18 protein-coding genes are annotated in these 18,293 nt (G+C 66.1%); 15 read left to right on the top strand and 3 right to left on the bottom strand.

The window, feature by feature from the left end; translation table 11 throughout:
* Positions 1-38: 38 nt before the first annotated feature.
* The gene (locus ACUZUJ_RS13530) at positions 39-932 is read right to left on the bottom strand and encodes a mechanosensitive ion channel family protein (protein WP_014037624.1); all 894 of its coding nucleotides are present in this window, start codon (positions 930-932) and stop codon (positions 39-41) included.
* Between the two features lie 144 nt (positions 933-1,076).
* A complete protein-coding gene (ppsA, locus tag ACUZUJ_RS13525) occupies positions 1,077-3,455 on the bottom strand; it encodes a phosphoenolpyruvate synthase (protein ID WP_014037623.1) in 2,379 nt (792 codons plus the stop codon).
* Between the two features lie 144 nt (positions 3,456-3,599).
* On the opposite strand from ppsA, the gene ppsR reads away from it, so the two are divergent.
* The 5 genes from ppsR (at position 3,600) to ACUZUJ_RS13500 (ending at position 7,870) form a co-directional block, all read left to right on the top strand.
* Positions 3,600-4,421 (top strand): posphoenolpyruvate synthetase regulatory kinase/phosphorylase PpsR, encoded by an 822-nt coding sequence (gene ppsR, locus ACUZUJ_RS13520; protein ID WP_014037622.1) that lies wholly within the window; start codon positions 3,600-3,602, stop codon positions 4,419-4,421.
* Positions 4,422-4,569: 148 nt separating this feature from the next.
* Positions 4,570-5,079 (top strand): DUF1249 domain-containing protein, encoded by a 510-nt coding sequence (locus tag ACUZUJ_RS13515; protein ID WP_032956108.1) that lies wholly within the window; start codon positions 4,570-4,572, stop codon positions 5,077-5,079.
* A 42-nt stretch (positions 5,080-5,121) separates the two neighbouring features.
* Positions 5,122-5,610 carry an NUDIX hydrolase gene (locus tag ACUZUJ_RS13510; protein ID WP_101765708.1) on the top strand — a complete coding sequence of 163 codons (489 nt, stop codon included), beginning with the start codon at positions 5,122-5,124 and terminating at the stop codon, positions 5,608-5,610.
* A gap of 162 nt (positions 5,611-5,772) precedes the next feature.
* On the top strand, positions 5,773-6,390 hold the full coding sequence (locus ACUZUJ_RS13505) for a DUF2239 family protein (RefSeq protein WP_458219885.1): 618 nt from the start codon (positions 5,773-5,775) through the stop codon (positions 6,388-6,390).
* 118 nt (positions 6,391-6,508) lie between these two features.
* A complete protein-coding gene (locus tag ACUZUJ_RS13500; protein WP_101765706.1) occupies positions 6,509-7,870 on the top strand; it encodes an MATE family efflux transporter in 1,362 nt (453 codons plus the stop codon).
* A gap of 64 nt (positions 7,871-7,934) precedes the next feature.
* On the opposite strand, the gene ACUZUJ_RS13495 is transcribed toward ACUZUJ_RS13500, so the two are convergent.
* Positions 7,935-8,585 carry a class I SAM-dependent methyltransferase gene (locus tag ACUZUJ_RS13495; protein ID WP_458219884.1) on the bottom strand — a complete coding sequence of 217 codons (651 nt, stop codon included), beginning with the start codon at positions 8,583-8,585 and terminating at the stop codon, positions 7,935-7,937.
* Positions 8,586-8,932: 347 nt separating this feature from the next.
* Between ACUZUJ_RS13495 and ACUZUJ_RS13490 the strand changes: the two genes are divergently transcribed.
* The 10 genes from ACUZUJ_RS13490 to ACUZUJ_RS13445 all read left to right on the top strand — a co-directional run bounded on the left by ACUZUJ_RS13490 (position 8,933) and on the right by ACUZUJ_RS13445 (position 18,100).
* Positions 8,933-9,547, top strand: a complete 615-nt coding sequence (locus ACUZUJ_RS13490; protein WP_014037616.1) for a CDP-alcohol phosphatidyltransferase family protein — start codon at positions 8,933-8,935, stop codon at positions 9,545-9,547.
* Between the two features lie 22 nt (positions 9,548-9,569).
* On the top strand, positions 9,570-10,634 hold the full coding sequence (gene phaE, locus ACUZUJ_RS13485) for a class III poly(R)-hydroxyalkanoic acid synthase subunit PhaE (protein WP_458219883.1): 1,065 nt from the start codon (positions 9,570-9,572) through the stop codon (positions 10,632-10,634).
* Positions 10,631-11,698, top strand: coding sequence for a class III poly(R)-hydroxyalkanoic acid synthase subunit PhaC (locus ACUZUJ_RS13480; RefSeq protein ID WP_049444248.1), 1,068 nt, complete (start codon positions 10,631-10,633; stop codon positions 11,696-11,698). Before phaE ends, ACUZUJ_RS13480 begins: the two co-directional genes overlap by 4 nt.
* A 55-nt stretch (positions 11,699-11,753) precedes the next feature.
* Positions 11,754-12,125: a YfeK family protein gene (locus ACUZUJ_RS13475; protein ID WP_049444460.1), complete on the top strand. Its 372-nt coding sequence runs from the start codon at positions 11,754-11,756 to the stop codon at positions 12,123-12,125.
* A 67-nt stretch (positions 12,126-12,192) separates the two neighbouring features.
* Positions 12,193-12,396: a PspC domain-containing protein gene (locus ACUZUJ_RS13470; protein ID WP_014037612.1), complete on the top strand. Its 204-nt coding sequence runs from the start codon at positions 12,193-12,195 to the stop codon at positions 12,394-12,396.
* Positions 12,393-12,845, top strand: a complete 453-nt coding sequence (locus ACUZUJ_RS13465) for a hypothetical protein (protein ID WP_101765702.1) — start codon at positions 12,393-12,395, stop codon at positions 12,843-12,845. The genes ACUZUJ_RS13470 and ACUZUJ_RS13465 overlap by 4 nt, the downstream gene beginning before the upstream one ends.
* A 216-nt stretch (positions 12,846-13,061) precedes the next feature.
* The gene (locus ACUZUJ_RS13460) at positions 13,062-14,297 is read left to right on the top strand and encodes a chymotrypsin family serine protease (RefSeq protein ID WP_458219882.1); all 1,236 of its coding nucleotides are present in this window, start codon (positions 13,062-13,064) and stop codon (positions 14,295-14,297) included.
* Positions 14,298-14,430: 133 nt separating this feature from the next.
* Positions 14,431-14,886, top strand: a complete 456-nt coding sequence (locus ACUZUJ_RS13455) for a hypothetical protein (protein WP_458219881.1) — start codon at positions 14,431-14,433, stop codon at positions 14,884-14,886.
* A 403-nt stretch (positions 14,887-15,289) separates the two neighbouring features.
* Positions 15,290-15,505: a hypothetical protein gene (locus ACUZUJ_RS13450; RefSeq protein ID WP_006452005.1), complete on the top strand. Its 216-nt coding sequence runs from the start codon at positions 15,290-15,292 to the stop codon at positions 15,503-15,505.
* 207 nt (positions 15,506-15,712) lie between these two features.
* On the top strand, positions 15,713-18,100 hold the full coding sequence (locus ACUZUJ_RS13445; RefSeq protein WP_101765700.1) for a Tex family protein: 2,388 nt from the start codon (positions 15,713-15,715) through the stop codon (positions 18,098-18,100).
* Positions 18,101-18,293: the final 193 nt, after the last annotated feature.

Here is an 18,293-nt window from a genome sequence, read left to right as displayed (position 1 = left end):
GGGTAGTGCCGGCCGCTGGCCGGCATTTCTGTGTCGGATCAGGGCTTGTCGCGCACCAGCGCGTCGGCCTCGACCACGCCGCCATCCTTGCCATGCAGGTACAGGTGCATGTCCTGCTGCGGATACGGGATGTTGATGCCGGCCTTGTCGAAGCCCAGCTTGAGCTGTTCCAGCAGCGTGACCTTGGTACCGAACCAGTCGGCCGACTTCACGTAGCAGCGGATGCCAAGATTGATCGCGTGCGCGCCCAGCTCGTACACCACCACGTCCGGTGCCGGCGTCTGCAACACGCGCGGGTCGGCCTTCATCAGCGCCAGCGCGGTGTCGCGCGCCAGCTGGATGTTGTCTTCATAGCCGATGCCCACCACCAGTTCGACGCGGCGGGTCGGCTCGGCGGTCAGGTTGATGATCGGCGCGGCGGTGATCAACGTGTTCGGAATGGTGGTGTGCTGGTTGTCGGCACCGGTGATGACGGTCTGGAAGATGCGCACTTCGCGCACCGTGCCGGTTTGTCCGGCCACCGTCACCACATCACCGACGCGGAACGGGCGCAGCGTCACCAGCATCACGCCCGAGGCGATGTTGGACAGCGAATCCTTCAGCGCCAGGCCTACCGCCAGGCCGGCGGTGCCAAGTACGGCCAGCAGCGGGGTGATCTGCACGCCCAGCGTGCCGATCGCCAGCACCACCACGATCACCAGCGACGCGGCGTACACCACGTTGCGCAGGAAATTGCCCAGCATCGGGTCCACGCCCATGCGCGCGGTGGCGCGTGGCATCGCGTTGGACAGGCGTCGTGCCACCCACATGCCGACCAGCAGCACCACGATCGCGGCCAGCAATGGCACGCCGTAGGTCTCCAGCAGGCGTTCCCAATCGAGCGAGTGGAACCAGGGCGTTGCGGCGGGAGCGGGTGCGGCGGCGACGATCATGCGGAAATCCTTTGCTGCGGGGGAAGTCTGCGCGGGGCAGGGCGTACGTGGACGCCAGAAACACGAAGCCCCGCAGAGGCGGGGCTTGCGTGCAGCAGCAGTATGGGCGGACGCCGATGAACACGACGTCAGCCCATCATGGCATCAGCCGTTGGCCTTCAGCTTGGCCAGGCGCAGCCAGGTATCGACCACGGTGTCCGGGTTCAGCGACACCGACTCGATGCCTTCCTGCATCAGCCATTCGGCCAGATCCGGATGATCGGACGGGCCCTGGCCGCAGATGCCAACGTACTTGCCCTTGGCACGTGCCGACTTGATCGCCATCGACAGCAGCTTCTTCACTGCCGGGTTACGTTCGTCGAACAGGTGCGCGACGATCGACGAGTCACGGTCCAGGCCCAGGCTGAGCTGGGTCAGGTCGTTGGAGCCGATCGAGAAGCCGTCGAAGATTTCCAGGAACTCATCGGCGAGCAGTGCGTTGGACGGCACTTCGCACATCATGATGATCTTCAGGCCGTTCTCGCCCTGCTTCAGGCCGTTCTGTTCCAGCACCTCGATGACCTTGCGGCCTTCTTCCAGGGTGCGCACGAACGGAATCATGACCCACAGGTTGTCCAGGCCCATTTCGTTGCGCACGCGCAGCACGGCCTTGCACTCCAGCGCGAAGGCGGCCGAGAAGCTCGGGTCGACGTAACGGCTGGCGCCGCGGAAGCCGATCATCGGGTTCTCTTCGTGCGGCTCGTAGTTGCTGCCGCCGATCAGGTTGGCGTACTCGTTGGACTTGAAGTCCGACAGGCGCACGATCACGGCGTTCGGGGCGACCGAGGCGGTGAGGGTGGCGATGCCTTCGGCCAGACGGTCCACGTAGAAGCTGACCGGATCACCATAGCCGGCGATCTTCTCGTCGATCTTCTTCTTCGTCGCTGCGTCCTGGCGGTCGTATTCCAGCAGCGCGTTCGGGTGGATGCCGATGTGGCTGGCGATGATCATTTCCAGGCGGGCCAGGCCGATGCCGGCGTTCGGCAGCTGGCCGAAGTCGAAGGCACGTTCCGGGTTGGCCACGTTCATCATGATCTTCAGCGGTGCCGGCGGCATGTTGCCCAGATCGGTGGTGGTGCGCTCGAAGCCGAGCTTGCCTTCGTAGATGAAGCCGGTATCGCCTTCAGCGCAGCTGACGGTGACCAGCTGGCCATCTTCGATCACCTTGGTGGCGTTGCCCGAACCGACCACGGCCGGCACGCCCAGCTCGCGCGCGATGATCGCGGCGTGGCAGGTGCGGCCGCCACGGTTGGTGACGATGGCCGAAGCGCGCTTCATCACCGGCTCCCAGTCCGGGTCGGTCATGTCGGCAATCAGCACGTCGCCCGGCTGCACGCGGTTCATGTCATCCAGCGTCTTCACCACGCGGGCCACGCCCGAGCCGATCTTGGCACCGACGGCACGACCTTCGGCCAGCACGTTGCCGCCCTTTTCGGTCAGCGCGAAGCGCTCGATCTGGGTGGCATGGCTGCGCGACTTCACCGTTTCCGGGCGGGCCTGCACGATGAACAGCTTGCCGCTGACACCGTCCTTGGCCCACTCGATGTCCATCGGGCGGCCGTAGTGCTTTTCGATGACCAGCGCCTGCTTGGACAGTTCCTGCACGTCCTCGTCGCTGATCGAGAAGGTGTTGCGCAGTTCGACCGGGGTGTCCTCGATCCTGACGCGCTCACCCGGGACATCCGAGTACACCATGCGGATCGCCTTGCTGCCGAGCGAACGGCGCAGGATCGCCGGCTTGCCGGCCTGCAGGGTGGGCTTGTAGACGTAGTACTCGTCCGGGTTGACCGCGCCCTGCACAACCATTTCGCCCAGGCCGAAGGACGAGGTGACGAACACCACGTCGCGGAAGCCGGACTCGGTGTCCAGAGTGAACAGCACGCCGGAGGAACCGACGCCCGAACGCACCATCAGCTGCACGCCGGCGGACAGGAACACGTCCTCATGCTTGAAGCCGTGGTGCACGCGGTAGGCGATGGCGCGGTCGTTGTACAGCGAGGCGAACACTTCCTTGACCTTGTGCACGACGTCGTCGGCACCGGTGACGTTGAGGAAGGTTTCCTGCTGGCCGGCGAAGGAGGCATCCGGCAGATCCTCGGCGGTGGCCGAGGAACGCACGGCCACGGCCACGTCGCCGCCGCCATTGTCGGCGCTCAGCTGGGCGTAGGCGGTGCGGATGTCCTGGTCCAGCTGCGGCTGCAGCGGAGCGTCGATCACCCAGGTGCGGATTTCCTTGCCGGCGGCGGTCAGCGCGTTGACGTCCTCGACGTCCAGCGTGGCCAGCTTGTCGAAGATGCGCTTGGACAGATCGTTGTGCGCGATGAAGTCCTTGAAGGCTTCAGCGGTGGTGGCATAACCGCCCGGCACCGAAACGCCCAGACCGGCGAGGTTGCCGATCATCTCGCCCAGCGACGAATTCTTGCCGCCTACGCGGGCCAGATCGGCCAGACGCAGTTCGTGCAACCACAGGATGTTCTCGTTCAAGCGCGATGCTCCGTTTGGCCATCGCCCGAGGCGGGCTGAGTGGCCGCGTCCGTAGGAAGAAGCCGATATGATGCCGGGCAGAGCACCGTCGGCACAAGCTTGTGCTGGCGGCCTTTTTAAGCTTCGTAGGGGGTAAAAGCGCGCATGTCGACCATCCGTCCGGTGTTCTACGTTTCCGATGGAACCGGTATCACCGCTGAAACCATTGGGCATAGCCTGCTTACCCAGTTCTCCGGGTTCAGCTTCATTACCGACCGCATGTCGTTTGTCGACGACCCCGAAAAGGCGCGTGAAGCCTGTGCCCGGATCCAGGCGGCGGGGGAGCGGTACCAGGTCCGGCCGATCGTGGTGAACTCCTGCGTGGACCAGAGCCTGAGCCTGATCCTGGCCGACAGCGGGGCGCTGATGCTGGATGTGTTCGCGCCGTTCATCGAGCCGCTGGAGCGTGAACTGGCCAGCCCGCGCCTGGCCCGGGTCGGCCAGGCCCACGGCATGGTCGATTTCGACACCTACCACCGCCGCATCAACGCGATGAACTTCGCCCTGACCCATGACGATGGGATCGCGGTGAACTACGACGATGCCGACGTGATCCTGGTGGCGGTGTCGCGCGCCGGCAAGACGCCCACCTGCATCTACCTGGCCCTGCATTACGGGGTGCGCGCGGCCAACTACCCGCTGACCGACGAAGACCTGGAAAGTGACCGCCTGCCCCCGCGGCTGCGTGCCTACCGGCGCAAGCTGTTCGGCCTGACCATCGACCCGGATCGTCTGCAGCAGATCCGCCAGGAGCGCCGCCCGAACTCGCGCTACGCCAACCTGGACACCTGCAAGCGCGAGGTGGCCGCGGCCGAGACCATGTTCCGCATGGAGCGGATCCCGACCCTGAGCACCACGCATACCTCGATCGAGGAGATTTCCAGCAAGGTGCTGGCCACGCTGGGTCTGCAGCGCGAGCTGTATTGATCCTCACCTGGTAGAGCCGGCCGCTGGCCGGCTGGCCGATGAACCCTCGGCTGCGATGCAGGGCTGCCGGCCTGCGGCCGGCACTACCCAGGGGTTGGCTTGCACGTGTGCGCCCCCACGTTGAAGCACCAACGTGTAGGATCGACCCATGGCCCAAGCCTCGCCCCGCACCGAACGCATTCCCCGCCTGAGCCGGCTCAGCTGGCTCATGGGCCTGTACGCGGAAAACTACCGCCACCTGGTGCGCCTGTTCGAACCGGCCGGACTGGTGGCGGGCAGCTACATTTCCTCGATCGGCGACGGCCTGGATGTCCGCCTGGACGTGATCGAGTGCCACCGCTACACGGTGGAACTGCGCCTGACCTACGACCTGGCCGACCCGGTCACCGGTGAGCCGGATCCCTCGGCATATGTGCGCCTTTACCGTGACGCGCGCCAGGCCGAGACCACCCACTGCTACGTCGGTCGTCGCTGGCAGGACACCATGGGCCTGTACCCGCCGCCGGCGGAGCTGATCAGCCACCGCATGCGGATGAACACCTTCCTCGGCAAGTGGCTGGAATACCTGGCCGAGCGTGGCCACGGTGTCGCCACCCTGCGCCGCGATCCCGACGGCGCCGGCACGCCCGCCGAGCGCCGCCTGTCGCTGGTGCGCTGATCGGCCATAATCCACGGCTGACCTGCCGCTGGATGCTGCCCCATGCCGTATACCCCGATCGTCGCCACCCTGGGCTATGTGCTGTCGCCCGATCGTCGCCAGGTGTTGATGATCCACCGCAACACCCGTCCCGGTGACCACCACCTGGGCAAGTACAACGGGCTGGGCGGCAAGATCGAAGCGGACGAGGATGTGGCGGCCAGCATGCGCCGCGAGATCGCCGAGGAAGCCGGCATCCTCTGCACCGACATGCACCTGCGCGGCACCATCAGCTGGCCGGGCTTCGGCAAGCACGGCGAGGACTGGCTGGGCTTCGTGTTCGTCATCGATGGATTCGAGGGCACCCCGCACGGCGGCAACCACGAGGGCACGCTGGAGTGGGTGGACCTGGACAAGCTGGATACGCTGCCGATGTGGGAGGGCGACCGCAACTTCCTGCCGCTGGTGTTCGACGCCGACCCGCGCCCGTTCCATGGGGTGATGCCGTACAAGGACGGCCGCATGGTCAGCTGGTCCTACAGTCGTCTGTGACCCGAAGAATCGGGTGGGCGCCAACCTTTCGGGTGGGCGCCAACCTTTCGGGTGGGTGCCAACCTTGGTTGGCACGCTCCCCTGGTTAATTAATACCCGGGCAATATTGACTCCCGTAAATTACCCGGGCAATATTGGCGCGTCACCTCTGATGCCATTGCCATGCCTGCGTCCCGACTTCCTCCCTTCAGCTGTTTCGACGGCCATCGCCTGGTCGCTTCCGGTACCCCGGAAGTGGCTGCGCTGGCGTTGAAGCAGCTGCGTGCCGACAACGCCGCCGGTCCGCTGCTGGTATTCGACAACGCCAGCGGCCGAAGCCGCGATTTCGACACGCGCGGCAGCGACGCAGAACTGCTGGCGCGGGTGACCGAAGCGTTTCCCGCCGGCATGGAGGCGGAAGCCGATGCCACTGCCGAAGATGCACCCGCAACCCCGCGTGGCCGTGGCCGCCCCAAGCTGGGCGTGGTCGCCCGCGAAGTGACGCTGTTGCCGCGCCATTGGGCGTGGCTGGCCGAACAGCCGGGTGGGGCCTCCGTGGTACTGCGCAGGCTGGTGGAAGCGGCCAGCCGTGCCGGTGCCGACAAGGACCGGCAGCGCCGCCACAGCGAGCGTGCCTATCACTTCCTGCAGGCCATCGCCGGTGACCTGCCGGGCTTCGAGGAGGCCATCCGCGTGCTGTTCGCGCACGACCGCGCGGGCCTGGAAGCGGCGCTGCATTCCTGGCCCCAGGACGTGCGTGACCACGCCCTGCGCCTGGCCTTCGAAGACGCTGACGGCTGAGCCATCGCGCCGTTGCTGAGCGACGGCGTCATCTGATCGCGGGCCGCGGCCCGCTTCCCCTGTGCTTGCTTTGCTGGCGGAAACGCCGGGCAGGGCGACGCCTTGCCCAGAGAACCCCATGAGCACCCCTGTACATCCGATACCTCCGGCAGCACCCCCGCTTTGGCGCACCTACCTGACGCTGCTGCTGCCGATGTTGCTGACCAATGCGCTGCAGCTGGCCGCAGGCACGCTGGACAACATCTATCTCGGCCACCTGCTTGGCACACAGGCGGTGGCTGCGGCCGCCGCGTTCTTCCCGGTCTTCTTCCTGTTGCTGGCCCTGGTGATGGGCCTGGCCACGGGCGCAATGGTGTTGATCGGCCAGGCCTGGGGAGCGGGGCGCCCGCAGCAGGCACGCGCGGTGGCTGGCAGCGCGGTGGCGCTGATCCTGCTGTTGTCGGTGCTGGTGATGGTCCTGGGCGGCGGTTTCGCGCCACAGCTGCTGGTGGCGCTGGGTACGCCGGCAGCGGTCCTCAGTGAGTCCATCGTCTATGCACGCGTGCTGCTGCTGGCGGCCCCGGCGTTCTTCCTGCTGTGGCTGGCCACCGCCGTGAGCCGTGCAGTGGGTGATGCGACGTCGCCGTTGCATGCGCTGCTGCTGGCCACGGCGGTCGGTCTGCTGTGCACGCCGCTGCTGATCCTAGGCGGGGCAGGCCTGCCGCAGCTGGGTTCGGCCAGTGCGGCCGTATCCGCGGCGTTCGCGTCGCTGCTGGCCCTGGCCTGGTTGCTGTGGCGCTGGCATCGGGTGCGGCATCCGCTGGCGCCGGGCCGTGACCTGCTGCGCGCCATCCGTTTCGACGGCGCGATCATCCGCGAGATGCTGCGCATCGGCGTGCCGTCTTCGTTGCAGATGCTCAGCCTGGCCATTGCCGAGATCGTGTTGCTGGGCTGGATCAACCGCTACGGCTACACGGCCACGGCCGCCTATGGTGCGGTCAACCAGTTGATGAGCTGGGTGCAGCTGCCGGCGATGTCACTGGGCATTACCGCCACCATCCTCGCGGCGCATGCGATGGGCGCGGGGCGTACGGCGCGGCTGCCCGCCATCGCCCGCGCCGGCGTGCTGCTTGGACTGGCGATGCTGAGCGCGGTGGTGCTGCTGGTGATGGTGCTGGCGCCCTGGCTGACTGGGCTGATCCTGGTGACGACCGAAGCGCGCGAACTGGCCACGCTGCAGTTGCGCACAGTAGCGTGGGGCGTGCTGGCGATGGGAGGCAGCACTGTGCTGGTCGGGGTGATGCGCGGCAGCGGAACGGTTTTGCTGCCCGCGTTGCTGGGCATGGCGGCGGTACTGCTGCTGGAGCTGCCGCTGGCGATGTGGTTGCAGGCGCGGCATGGGCTGGCCGGCGTGTGGTGGGCGTGGCCGCTGGGGTTGCTGGCGATGCTGGTGATGCAGGTGTTCTGTTTCGCGCGTTGGCGTCGGGTGCAGGCTGGGTAGTGCCGGCCTCTGGCCGGCAACCCGGAACGGTCGGGGCAGCCGGCCAGCGGCCGGCTCTACCACTTCAGCACCGCTGTGCCAGCAGCAGGTGGAAGTGCTTTTCGCGGGTCTGGCCGTCATTGCCGCTTGCGGTTTCGCGGTGGCTGCGCCAGGCCGAGACGCGGAAGCCGGATACCCGCAGGGCCAGCTCCACCGCGTCCAGTTCATGCAGCTGGAAATCGGCGGCGAACGGCAGGCTGCGCATGAAGGCGGCATCGCCAAAGGCCAGGCACAGGCGGCCGCCCCGGCGCAGCACCCGTGCCAGCTCGTCCAGCACCGGGGCCAGGTTTGGCCAGAAGTACAGGGTATTGACCGCCAGCGCCGCATCCATCGAGGCATCGCTGACTGGCAGGGCATGGGCGTCGCCGAGGCGCATCGTGGCACGGTCGCTCAGCCCGGCGGCGTCCAGGCGCTGATTGCCGGCCTCGACCATGGCAGGGGACAGCTCGATCCCCAGGTACTGGCTGTCGGCGGCGTGCAGAAGCGCGGGCGCGAAGGCGGCGTTGCCGGGACCGATCTCCAGGATGCGTTCGCCTGCCGACACCGCCAGCAGGCCGATCGCCGCGCGGTTGAGCGCGCCGTTGCTGCGATTCATTGAATCGGCCACCGCCAGTGCGGCGTCGCCGTGGGGCTGCCGCAGCTGCGCGGCCAGGGAGGAGGCATCCAGCATCGTCATCGTCGTCCGTCGGAGGGTTTCGGACGTGGCGGCGGCGGGCCCGCCGATGACCATAGCGCCGACTCTGCGGCTTGGGAAGTAGGGAAACCCCGCGGAAGGGTGATGAGGAAATGTCCACCGTCGCAGTCGGTGAGATCTGGTTGTCCACAGGGGGTGTGGATTACGCGTGGGCAACTTTGTGGATAAGCCGCGACAGGCGCCACCCCCCTAGGCTGTCAAGATGGGTGGCGAAAAATTCACCGCCGGTGACGACGGGTGAGGGAGCGGTGAAGGATCGGCCCCGCCAGCGCTGTCGCCAGCGGCGGCGCTCGCGGTAACCTGTGGGCCTTGATGCTCCGTGAGACCCCATGAAACGTCACTTCTCGATGCTGCGCGAATTCCAGCTGGCCGACTGGTTCACCCTGGCCAATGCTTTCTGCGGCACCGGTGCGGTGTTTGCCGCGATGCGCTTCCTGCAGGACGGCGAGCGCGGCTACCTGCTGTTCGGCATGGCGCTGATCCCGCTGGCCTTCATCTTCGACGCCCTCGACGGGCGCATCGCGCGCTGGCGCAAGTCCAGCTCCACCCTCGGCCGCGAACTGGATTCGCTGTCCGACGTGATCTCCTTCGGCGTGGCACCGGCAGCGCTGGCGTATGCGTGCGGCATGCAGGGCGGCTGGGACTGGCTGGTGCTGAGCTACTTCGTCTGCTGTGGCGTCAGCCGCCTGGCACGCTACAACGTCACCGCCGAGGCGCTGGCCGGCGACGAGGGCAAGGTCGCGTATTTCGAGGGCACCCCGATCCCGACGAGCCTGCTGCTGGTGATCGTGCTGGCGATCGCCGCCGGTACCGATGCCATCGGCCAGAACATCTGGTTCGGCCAGTGGCAGATCGGCCCGTGGCAGCTGCACCCGATGGTGCTGTTGTTCGCCCTGTCCGGGTCGCTGATGATCAGCAAGACCCTGCGTATCCCCAAGCCATGAGCCAGCCCTGCGGAGGCCTGCGATGACCAGCTCGGCCCACGACGCCGGCAGCAGTGATTTCGAAACCCTGGCCCGGCAGTACTTCGGCGCCTGGGGAGATGCCCTGCGCCATGCGAGCACGCCCGGCGCACCGGCCGGTGACGATCCCGGCAGCTGGCAGCGGTTGTTCGACTGGTGGGGCCAGCTGTTGCCCGAACAGGCGCAGGGTGCGCCGGAAGACGCCATGCGTCGGTTCCGCGAACAGGCGGGCAGCTGGTACGGCACCATGCAGGAAGTCGCCGCCCGGTTTGCCGGCCGCGACGCCAGCAGTGCCGACGTCGCCCAGGCCTGGCGCGAGGCGGTGCAGGGGCAGGGCGACGGCATGCTGCAATGGATGCTGCAGGGCGCGCGTGGCAGCACCCACGCCGGTGCTACCGTGCCCGAATTCGCCGCATGGCTGCAGCAGTTCCAGCTGCAGGCTGGCCCGTGGCTGCAGAGCCCGGCATTCGGCCCCGGCCGCGAGCATCAGGCGCGCTGGCAGGCCCTGCTGCGTGCGCAGGAGGAATACCAGCAGCATTCGCGCGCCTATGTCGATCAGATCAAGCAGGCACTGGACGAGGCCTTCGCGCTGTTCGAGCAGCGTCTGGCCGAGCACGAGCAGCCCGGCAGTCAGCTGACCAGCGCCCGCGCGATGTTCGACCTGTGGATCGAAGTGGCCGAGGAGGCCTACGCCAAGGTCGCCATGTCCGAGCCGTTCCAGCAGGTATACGCCGCGCTGGGCAACGCGCAGATGCGGCTGCGCGCCGGCCTGCAGCGCGAGGTGGAACAGATGAGTGAACGGATCGGCCTTCCGACCCGCAGCGAGATGGACGCCGCGCACCGCCGCATCGCCGAGCTGGAGCGCAGCCTGCGCCGCCTGCAGGCTCAGGTGGTGGCCATGGCCGGTACGGGCGAGGTCGATCCGGTGGCACAGCCGGCGCCGGCGAAGGTGAAGCCGGTCGCGCGCAAGGCCGCGAAGAAGGCCGCGCCGGCAAAGAGGGCGACAGAAAAAAAGGCGCCCGCGAAAAAGGCTGCACCTCGCACTTCCACGCGGACGCGTGACCGATGAAGGGACCGCTGGGCTTCAACGCCGATGACCTGATGCAGGAAACCCTGGCCATGCAGCGCAAGCTGATGGAAGGGCTGAAGCTGCTGCCGCAGGTGGAAGACGTGGACTATGGCGTGACCGCCCGCGAGGAAGTCTGGCGCGACGGCAAAGTGGTGCTGTACCGCTTCGTCGGCGAGCAGGCACCGACCCGGCGCACGCCGCTGCTGATCGTCTACGCGCTGGTCAACCGGCCGTACATGGTCGACCTGCAGGCCGACCGTTCGCTGGTGCAGAAGCTGCTGGCGCTGGGCCAGGATGTCTACGTGCTGGACTGGGGCTACCCGGACCGTTCCGAACGCTTCCAGACCCTGGAGGACTACCTGCTGCGCTACATCGATGGCGCGGTGGATGCGCTGCGCGCGCGCAGTGGTGGCCCGGTCGACCTGCTCGGCATCTGCCAGGGCGGCGTGTTCGCGCTGTGCTACGCCGCACTGCGGCGGCAGAAGCTGGGCAAGCTGATCACCATGGTCACCCCGGTCGATTTCCAGACTGCCGATAACATGCTCTCGCACTGGGCGCGGCAGGTGGACGTGGACCTGCTGGTCGACACGCTGGGCAACATCCCGGCCGACCTGATGAATGCCAGTTACCTGATGCTCAAGCCGTTCCGCCTGAACGTGCAGAAGTACGTCGGTCTGCTCGACATCCTCGACGACAAGGCGGCGCTGGAGGATTTCCTGCGCATGGAGAAGTGGATCTTCGATTCACCGGACCTGGCGGGCGAGGCGTTCCGCGACTTCATCAAGCAGTTCTACCAGGGCAACGGGCTGGTGAACGGCACGGTGCGGATCGGCGAGGAAGCGGTGGATCTGTCGCAGGTGACCCTGCCGGTGCTGAACATCTATGCCGAGCAGGACCATCTGGTGCCGCCGGATGCCTCGCGCGCAATGCGTGGACGCCTGGGTACGGACGACTACACCGAATCCAGTTTCCGCGGCGGCCATATCGGCATCTACGTGTCCGGCCGCGCACAGCGCGAAGTGCCGGCCACGATCGATGGCTGGTTGAAGGCGCGCGACGCGTAAAGGCTGCTTCGGTTTTTGTAGCGTCGAGCCATGCTCGACTGCATGGAGAATGATGATGTCGCAAAGGATTTCGCAGCTGCTTGCCACGCTGCTGCTGGCAGCGCCCCTTGCCCAGGCCGCCCCCAGCGCGGATGCGCGAAGAGAAATCGCCCAGCTGATCTCCAGCCTGGACGGCTCCCAATGCCGGTTCCAGCGCAATGGCAGCTGGTACGACGGCAGCGATGCGCGCGCGCACCTGCAGCGCAAGTACGACTACCTGCTGAAGAAGGACATGGTGGACAGCGCCGAGCAGTTCATCGAGCGCGCCGCCAGCCAGAGCAGCATGAGCGGCAAGCCCTATCGCATCCAGTGCCCGGGGCAGCCTGAACAGACGGCAGCGGCCTGGTTCGGTGCACGCCTGCAGGCATTGCGTCACCGCACGCCGTAGACACGGCCGGGGTGTAGAGTCGAGCCATGCTCGACTGGTTCTGCCCGCAAGCCGAGGAGACGCCGCCATGAACACCACGCCCAAGACGCTGTCGCGCTCGCTGAACGACCGCATGATTGCCGGCGTGATGGGCGGAATCGCCCACCGCTTTGGCTGGAACCCCACGCTGGTGCGGATCGTGTTCGTGCTGGTCTCGATCGGCTCGGCGGCTTTCCCCGGCATCCTGGTCTACCTGATCCTGTGGCTGCTGATGCCGAACGAGGCCGATTGAAGACTGCTCCGGAGCCCTGGCCGGTCTGGCTGCGCGCGCTGCAGGTGCTGGGCGCGGCGTGGGCGTCCCCCAATTCCCTGCTCGGCCTGATCGGTGGCCTGGCCGGCATGCTCGGCGGCGCGACGCTGCGTTGGAGCGGGCGGGACTGCGCCCTGGTGTTCGACCGCTGGCCGTGGGGGCCGGGCGGGGCGATCACGCTGGGCAATGTGATCCTGCATACCGGCCATGACCTGGGCATTTCCTGCCGCACCTATGCGCACCAGGCGGGGTGGGGCGTGGAGCCGCTGATCCGGCTGGACGACCACGAGCGCGCGCACGTGTACCAGTACATGGTGCTGGGGCCGCTGTACCTGCCGGTGTACCTGCTGTGCGGCGGGGTGAGCGCGCGCAACCCGTTCGAGCGGGCGGCCGATCATTTCGCCCGGTTCGGGTACGGTTGGTGGCCGTAGTTTCATATCGCTCGTGGGCGGCTGGTCGACCTATTCATCAACGGTTGGTTGAAGGGTAGATGAGTGCACTTTCAGATTTCCCCTATTCTTCTGGTTGCAAGTGTCGTGGATAGTCAACGCTTGCGGCTGTTGACATGGGATGGCACCGATCCAGCGGTGGCTTTCCCAGTCAGTTCTTTGCCTTGGTAATCCGGATAGAACTGCAAGGAGTGCAGAATGAGAAGATCGGCATTTGGGGCTATCGTCCTGGTCGGGCTAGTTGCGCAGTGCGCAACAAATGCATCGGCCGCAGCACGTGCGCTTGTCGAAGGTCCCGCGGAACGTCACTTTGCAGCGATAAATGGTATTACGGCCGATGAATCGTCTCGGCGCCTGAGTCTTCGCATGGAAGCGGCACGGCTGACTGGTCAGATTGTGTCGGAGATGAAAGGGCGCTATGCGGGGCATGACTTCTCGGAAGAGCCTATGCGCGTCACAGTGAGGCTTACGGGGATATCCCACGAGCCGAGGCGGCGATTTCAAACGCCTTATGGAGTAGTTGAAGTCCTCTTCGAGGGAGGTCATCTTCACTCTATCGAGCAGTTGCGATCAGTTTTACGGTCGGGCAAGCCGAGGCAGTTGGTGCCAGACGCGGACGGTGTCGGTGTCGATGTAAGAAGGGGGGTGCTGTATATCACGGTTCCCAACGATGGAGCCCTAAGGGCTGCGAGCGCGGAGCGCCTGGAAATAGAGCGCTTTCTGGGCGTTCCCACTGAGCTGCGCGCGACCTCTTCGAGAGACCGCCCACTGGCGGCGTTGCCCATTCGTTCCGGTGGCCGTGCAGTGAACAACAGTGCTTTTTGCACGTTTGGATTTCGCGCGTACAGCCCTTCCGGCGAGGCAGGCATCATCACCGCCGCTCATTGCCCAGATCTACTGCGATACGAGTCAATTCCCGGGAATTCTGACAATGTCGTTCTCGATCTTCAGGTTGATCCATCAAGAATTCGATGGGATGCCGCAAATGACGTCCAATGGCACCCGATGCCCAATAGTGCGAATGCGACGTGGTCCATATTCATGAACTACTTCGGATCAGAAACAGTTGCGTCACTCGCTGAGCCGCTCACTGACCTTGTGGACGGCTGGCAGGGATTCCTGATTCTCTGCCACAGGGGAACTCGCACAGGCTGGAGCTGTGGCGTTCTGGATGACCTGCATTATCAGCCAGGTAGCAGTGTGTGCAACAACCAGGAATGCACCGACAACTGGATGAAGTTCAGTTCTTCGCCGCCGCAAGAGCTCCTGTGTGACGGTGGAGACAGTGGAGGACCGGTCGTCACCAACGGGCTAATGCCTGTTGCAATTGTCAGCGGTGCTGACAGCGAGGGGCCGCTCCCGGGTCAATGCAACTACGTGATTGCTATGCCGCTCGGACGCGTGCAGGATGCCATCGGGGTCAAGGTAAATTGATAATCGCTAGGCGTCTGGAGGGTAGAGGGAGATGAATGCCAGGGCAGTCGCGCGCATAGTGCTGGTTGTTTCAATGACTTCGTGCGCAGCCGAGCCAGCCTCGCCGCCCCTGAACTCCGCAGCAGGGCGCGTCATGGCGTCAGACATCGCTGGCGAGAGCGATGTTGAGCGGCTGAGCGCTGAAAGAACGGCGCTGGCACCGTTGAACTCTGCCATGGTCCAGGAGTTCGGCGATCGCTACGCAGGGCGCGTGATCGAGCAGCATCCACTGAAAATGAAGGTGCGCCTGAAAGGGGCCGAACCAGTGCCCAGTCGGGTGGTGTCGACGGCAGTGGGATCCGTGAGGGTGACCTTTGAGCCCGGGGCGGAGCATTCAATTGCGGACCTCCAGAAGATCGTAGCGTCAAATCGACTTCGGACTTTTTTTCCTCGAGCAGAGGGCATCGGAGTGAATGCCGCCGAAGGGCGCATTGATATCGGCGTTGTGGATCTCGACGTGCTGGAAGCGTATCGCGCACGGCAGAGAGAGGTGGAAAGGAGGATGAACATCCGGATTCACTTCGAGCGCACGGCAGGCGTGCGGCTTTAGATCTACAGGTCAGGAGGCCTGCCGAACGCTGCGCCCGTTCACACTTTTTCTGCGGAATCACTTCTGAGCAGCAGCTCTGGCATCGGGCCGGGCTCGTTACCGGTCAGTGGTGGCGCGCGACTCATTCCTTTTCGCGCCGCAGTGCTCGTCCCGGCGCCCTTCGCCTGCTTCAGTCGACCATGCGAGAGCGCCTTCGCGATTGCCTGAAGGTGCGGATTCGTTAGCCGGAAGTTAAAGATCCGTAAGCATTCTGCTGCGATCCCGCAGTCATCTGCATGCAACCGATCGTCATTAGCCTTCGTGACGTTCCAGTCAGGTTCGACGCGGTAAGCTCTCCCTCGATGAGCTCGCAGCATCGCTCATCGAGTGCAGTACGCAGTAGTAATTTGGAGGAATACATCACATGGCAATCGTTCTTTATGTCGGTGGTAGCAAGGATGGCGAGAAGGGCGTGGTGCCCTACGGCTTCAGCAAATCCCGCGCCGACACCGCGCTGGGGCCGGAGTTCTACACGGAGCGGTTCATGGAACTGCAGGGTGTCGGCAAGGTCCGCCTGATGGCCCTGGAAAGCATGCGTGACGACATCGTCATGCAGCGCGCCGCCCGCCACTACCGCTGACCTTCGCAACACGCGGCAGGGCGCGCCCACCATCGTGCGCCCGCGCCGGCATCCCAGCCCAGGGCCAGTCCGAGCCCTCTCTTCGCCAGGATGCCGGCGTCCACTCCGGCCTAGCCGCTGAACCTCGCCCCCTGTCAATGCCTTGTCCGGCTCCGTCGTGGATTGCCAGAATGGGGTCTTCCCGAAACGCGGCACAGACCTGAAGCAATGCACGACGCCAAGAACGCCCAGAGCGCGCTCGCCCAGCAGATCGCCCAGACCATCGCCGACGAGATCGGTGCCCAGTCCGCCCAGGTACGTGCCGCCGTCGGCCTGCTCGACGAGGGCGCCAGCGTTCCGTTCATCGCGCGCTACCGCAAGGAAGTGACCGGGGGCCTGGACGACACCCAGCTGCGCAACCTGGAAGTGCGCCTCACCTACCTGCGCGAGCTGGAAGACCGTCGCGCGGCGGTGCTGGCCAGCATCGGCGAACAGGGCAAGCTCAGCGACGAACTGCGCAACGACATCCTGGCCGCCGATACCAAGAGCCGGCTGGAAGACCTGTACCTGCCGTACAAGCCCAAGCGCCGTACCCGCGCCCAGATCGCCCGCGAGGCCGGTCTGGAGCCGCTGGCCGATGGCCTGCTGGCCGACCCGACGCAGGACCCGCAGGTCTTCGCGGCCACCTTCGTCGACACCGACAAGGGCGTGGCCGACACCAAGGCCGCGCTGGAAGGCGCCCGCGCAATCCTGATGGAGCGCTGGGGCGAAGATGCCGCGCTGGTTGGCGAGCTGCGCACCTGGCTGGGCGAGACCGGCGTGATCCGTGCCCGCGTGGCCGAGGGCAAGGAAACCGAAGGCGCCAAGTACCGCGACTATTTCGAGCATGCCGAGGCGCTGGCGAAGATTCCATCGCACCGCTTGCTGGCACTGTTCCGTGCGCGCCGCGAGGAGATCCTGTTCCTGGAACTGGACCCGGGCAGCGACGCCGAGGCTGGCCATCAGTACGCCGAGGGACGCGTGGCGCGCAAGGCCGGCATCGCCGACCAGGGCCGTGCCGCCGACCGCTGGCTGCTGGATGCCTGCCGCCTGACCTGGCGCGCCAAACTGCACACCCATCTGCTGCTGGACCTGTTCAACCAGGCCCGCGAAAAGGCCGAAGCCGAGGCCATCGCGGTGTTCGGCGACAACCTGAAGGACCTGCTGCTGGCCGCACCCGCCGGCCCTAAGACCGTACTCGGGCTGGATCCGGGCATCCGCACCGGCTGCAAGATTGCCGTGGTCGATGCCACCGGCAAGCTGGTCGCCACCGACACCATCTACCCGCATGAGCCGCGTCGCCAGTGGGAGCAGTCGCTGCAGACGATCAAGCAGCTGTGCGCCAAGCACAACGTGGAACTGATCGCGATCGGCAACGGCACCGCCAGCCGCGAAACTGACAAGCTGGCCGGCGAAGCGATCAAGGCTGTCGCCAACCCGAAGCTGCAGAAGGTGGTGGTCAGCGAGGCGGGGGCGTCGGTGTACTCGGCGTCCGAGTTCGCGGCCAAGGAATTCCCGGGGCTGGACGTGTCGCTGCGTGGCGCGGTGTCGATCGCGCGCCGCCTGCAGGATCCACTGGCCGAACTGGTGAAGATCGAACCCAAGGCGATCGGCGTTGGCCAGTACCAGCACGACGTGGACCAGTACCGCCTGGCACGGGCGCTGGATGCGCGCGTGGAGGACTGCGTGAACGCGGTCGGCGTGTACGTGAACACCGCCTCGGCCGCGCTGCTGTCACGGGTGTCCGGTCTGTCGGCCACCGTGGCCGAGAACATCGTGCGCCATCGCGACGACAACGGCCCGTTCAAGCGTCGCAAGGACCTGCTCAAGGTCGCGCGCCTGGGCGAGAAGACCTTTGAGCAGTGCGCCGGCTTCCTGCGCATCGCCGATGGTGACCAGCCGCTGGACGCCTCGGCGGTACACCCCGAAGCCTATCCGGTGGTTGAGCGCATCGTGGCCAGCACCGCGCGCCCGATCAAGGCGCTGATCGGCGATGGCGGCTTCCTGCGTGGCCTGAAGGCCGAGCAGTTCACCGATGCCACCTTCGGCGTGCCGACCGTGCGCGACATCCTGAAGGAGCTGGAAAAGCCGGGCCGTGACCCGCGCCCGGAGTTCAAGGCGGCGCGCTTCGCCGAGGGCGTCGAGGACATCAAGGACCTGCGCGAGGGCATGGTGCTGGAGGGCGTGGTCAGCAACGTGGCCGCCTTCGGAGCCTTCGTCGATATCGGCGTGCACCAGGACGGCCTGATCCACATCTCGGCGCTCTCCGATACCTTCGTGAAGGACCCGCGCGACGTGGTCAAGGCCGGTGACATCGTCAAGGTGAAGGTGCTGGAGGTGGATGTGGCGCGCAAGCGCATCGCCCTGACCCGGCGCCTGGACGATACCCCGGGCCAGGCCACCAGCCGCCCGGGCCAGCGCGATGAGCGCGGCCAGGGCCAGGGGCCGCGCCGTGACGCTGGCGGCCAGAACCGTGGACCGAACCGCGGCCAGGGCTCTGGTGGCCGTCCTGCCCAGTCTGCGCCGCCGGCCAACAATGCCCTGGCCGAGGCCTTTGCCCGGGCCAAGCGCAGCTGAGGATCGTGCCCCCCGTCACGGTTGATCCGGGGCGGGGGACTTGTCGGTTTTCCCCGTGATTGCGCACACTTGCGCCTGAGGGGGGCGTTTGGCCTCCCCGCTGTCGCTGGGGAGGGCCATGACGCCAGCACGACCCGCCGTCTTCGTTGCAGGCCGCAGCGTTCCGCTGCGGTCGGCGCCTGCCCGTGCCGGC

The sequence above is a fragment of the Stenotrophomonas sp. S4 genome (assembly GCF_054187805.2).
This window is presented reverse-complemented; position numbering and strand designations above follow the sequence as displayed.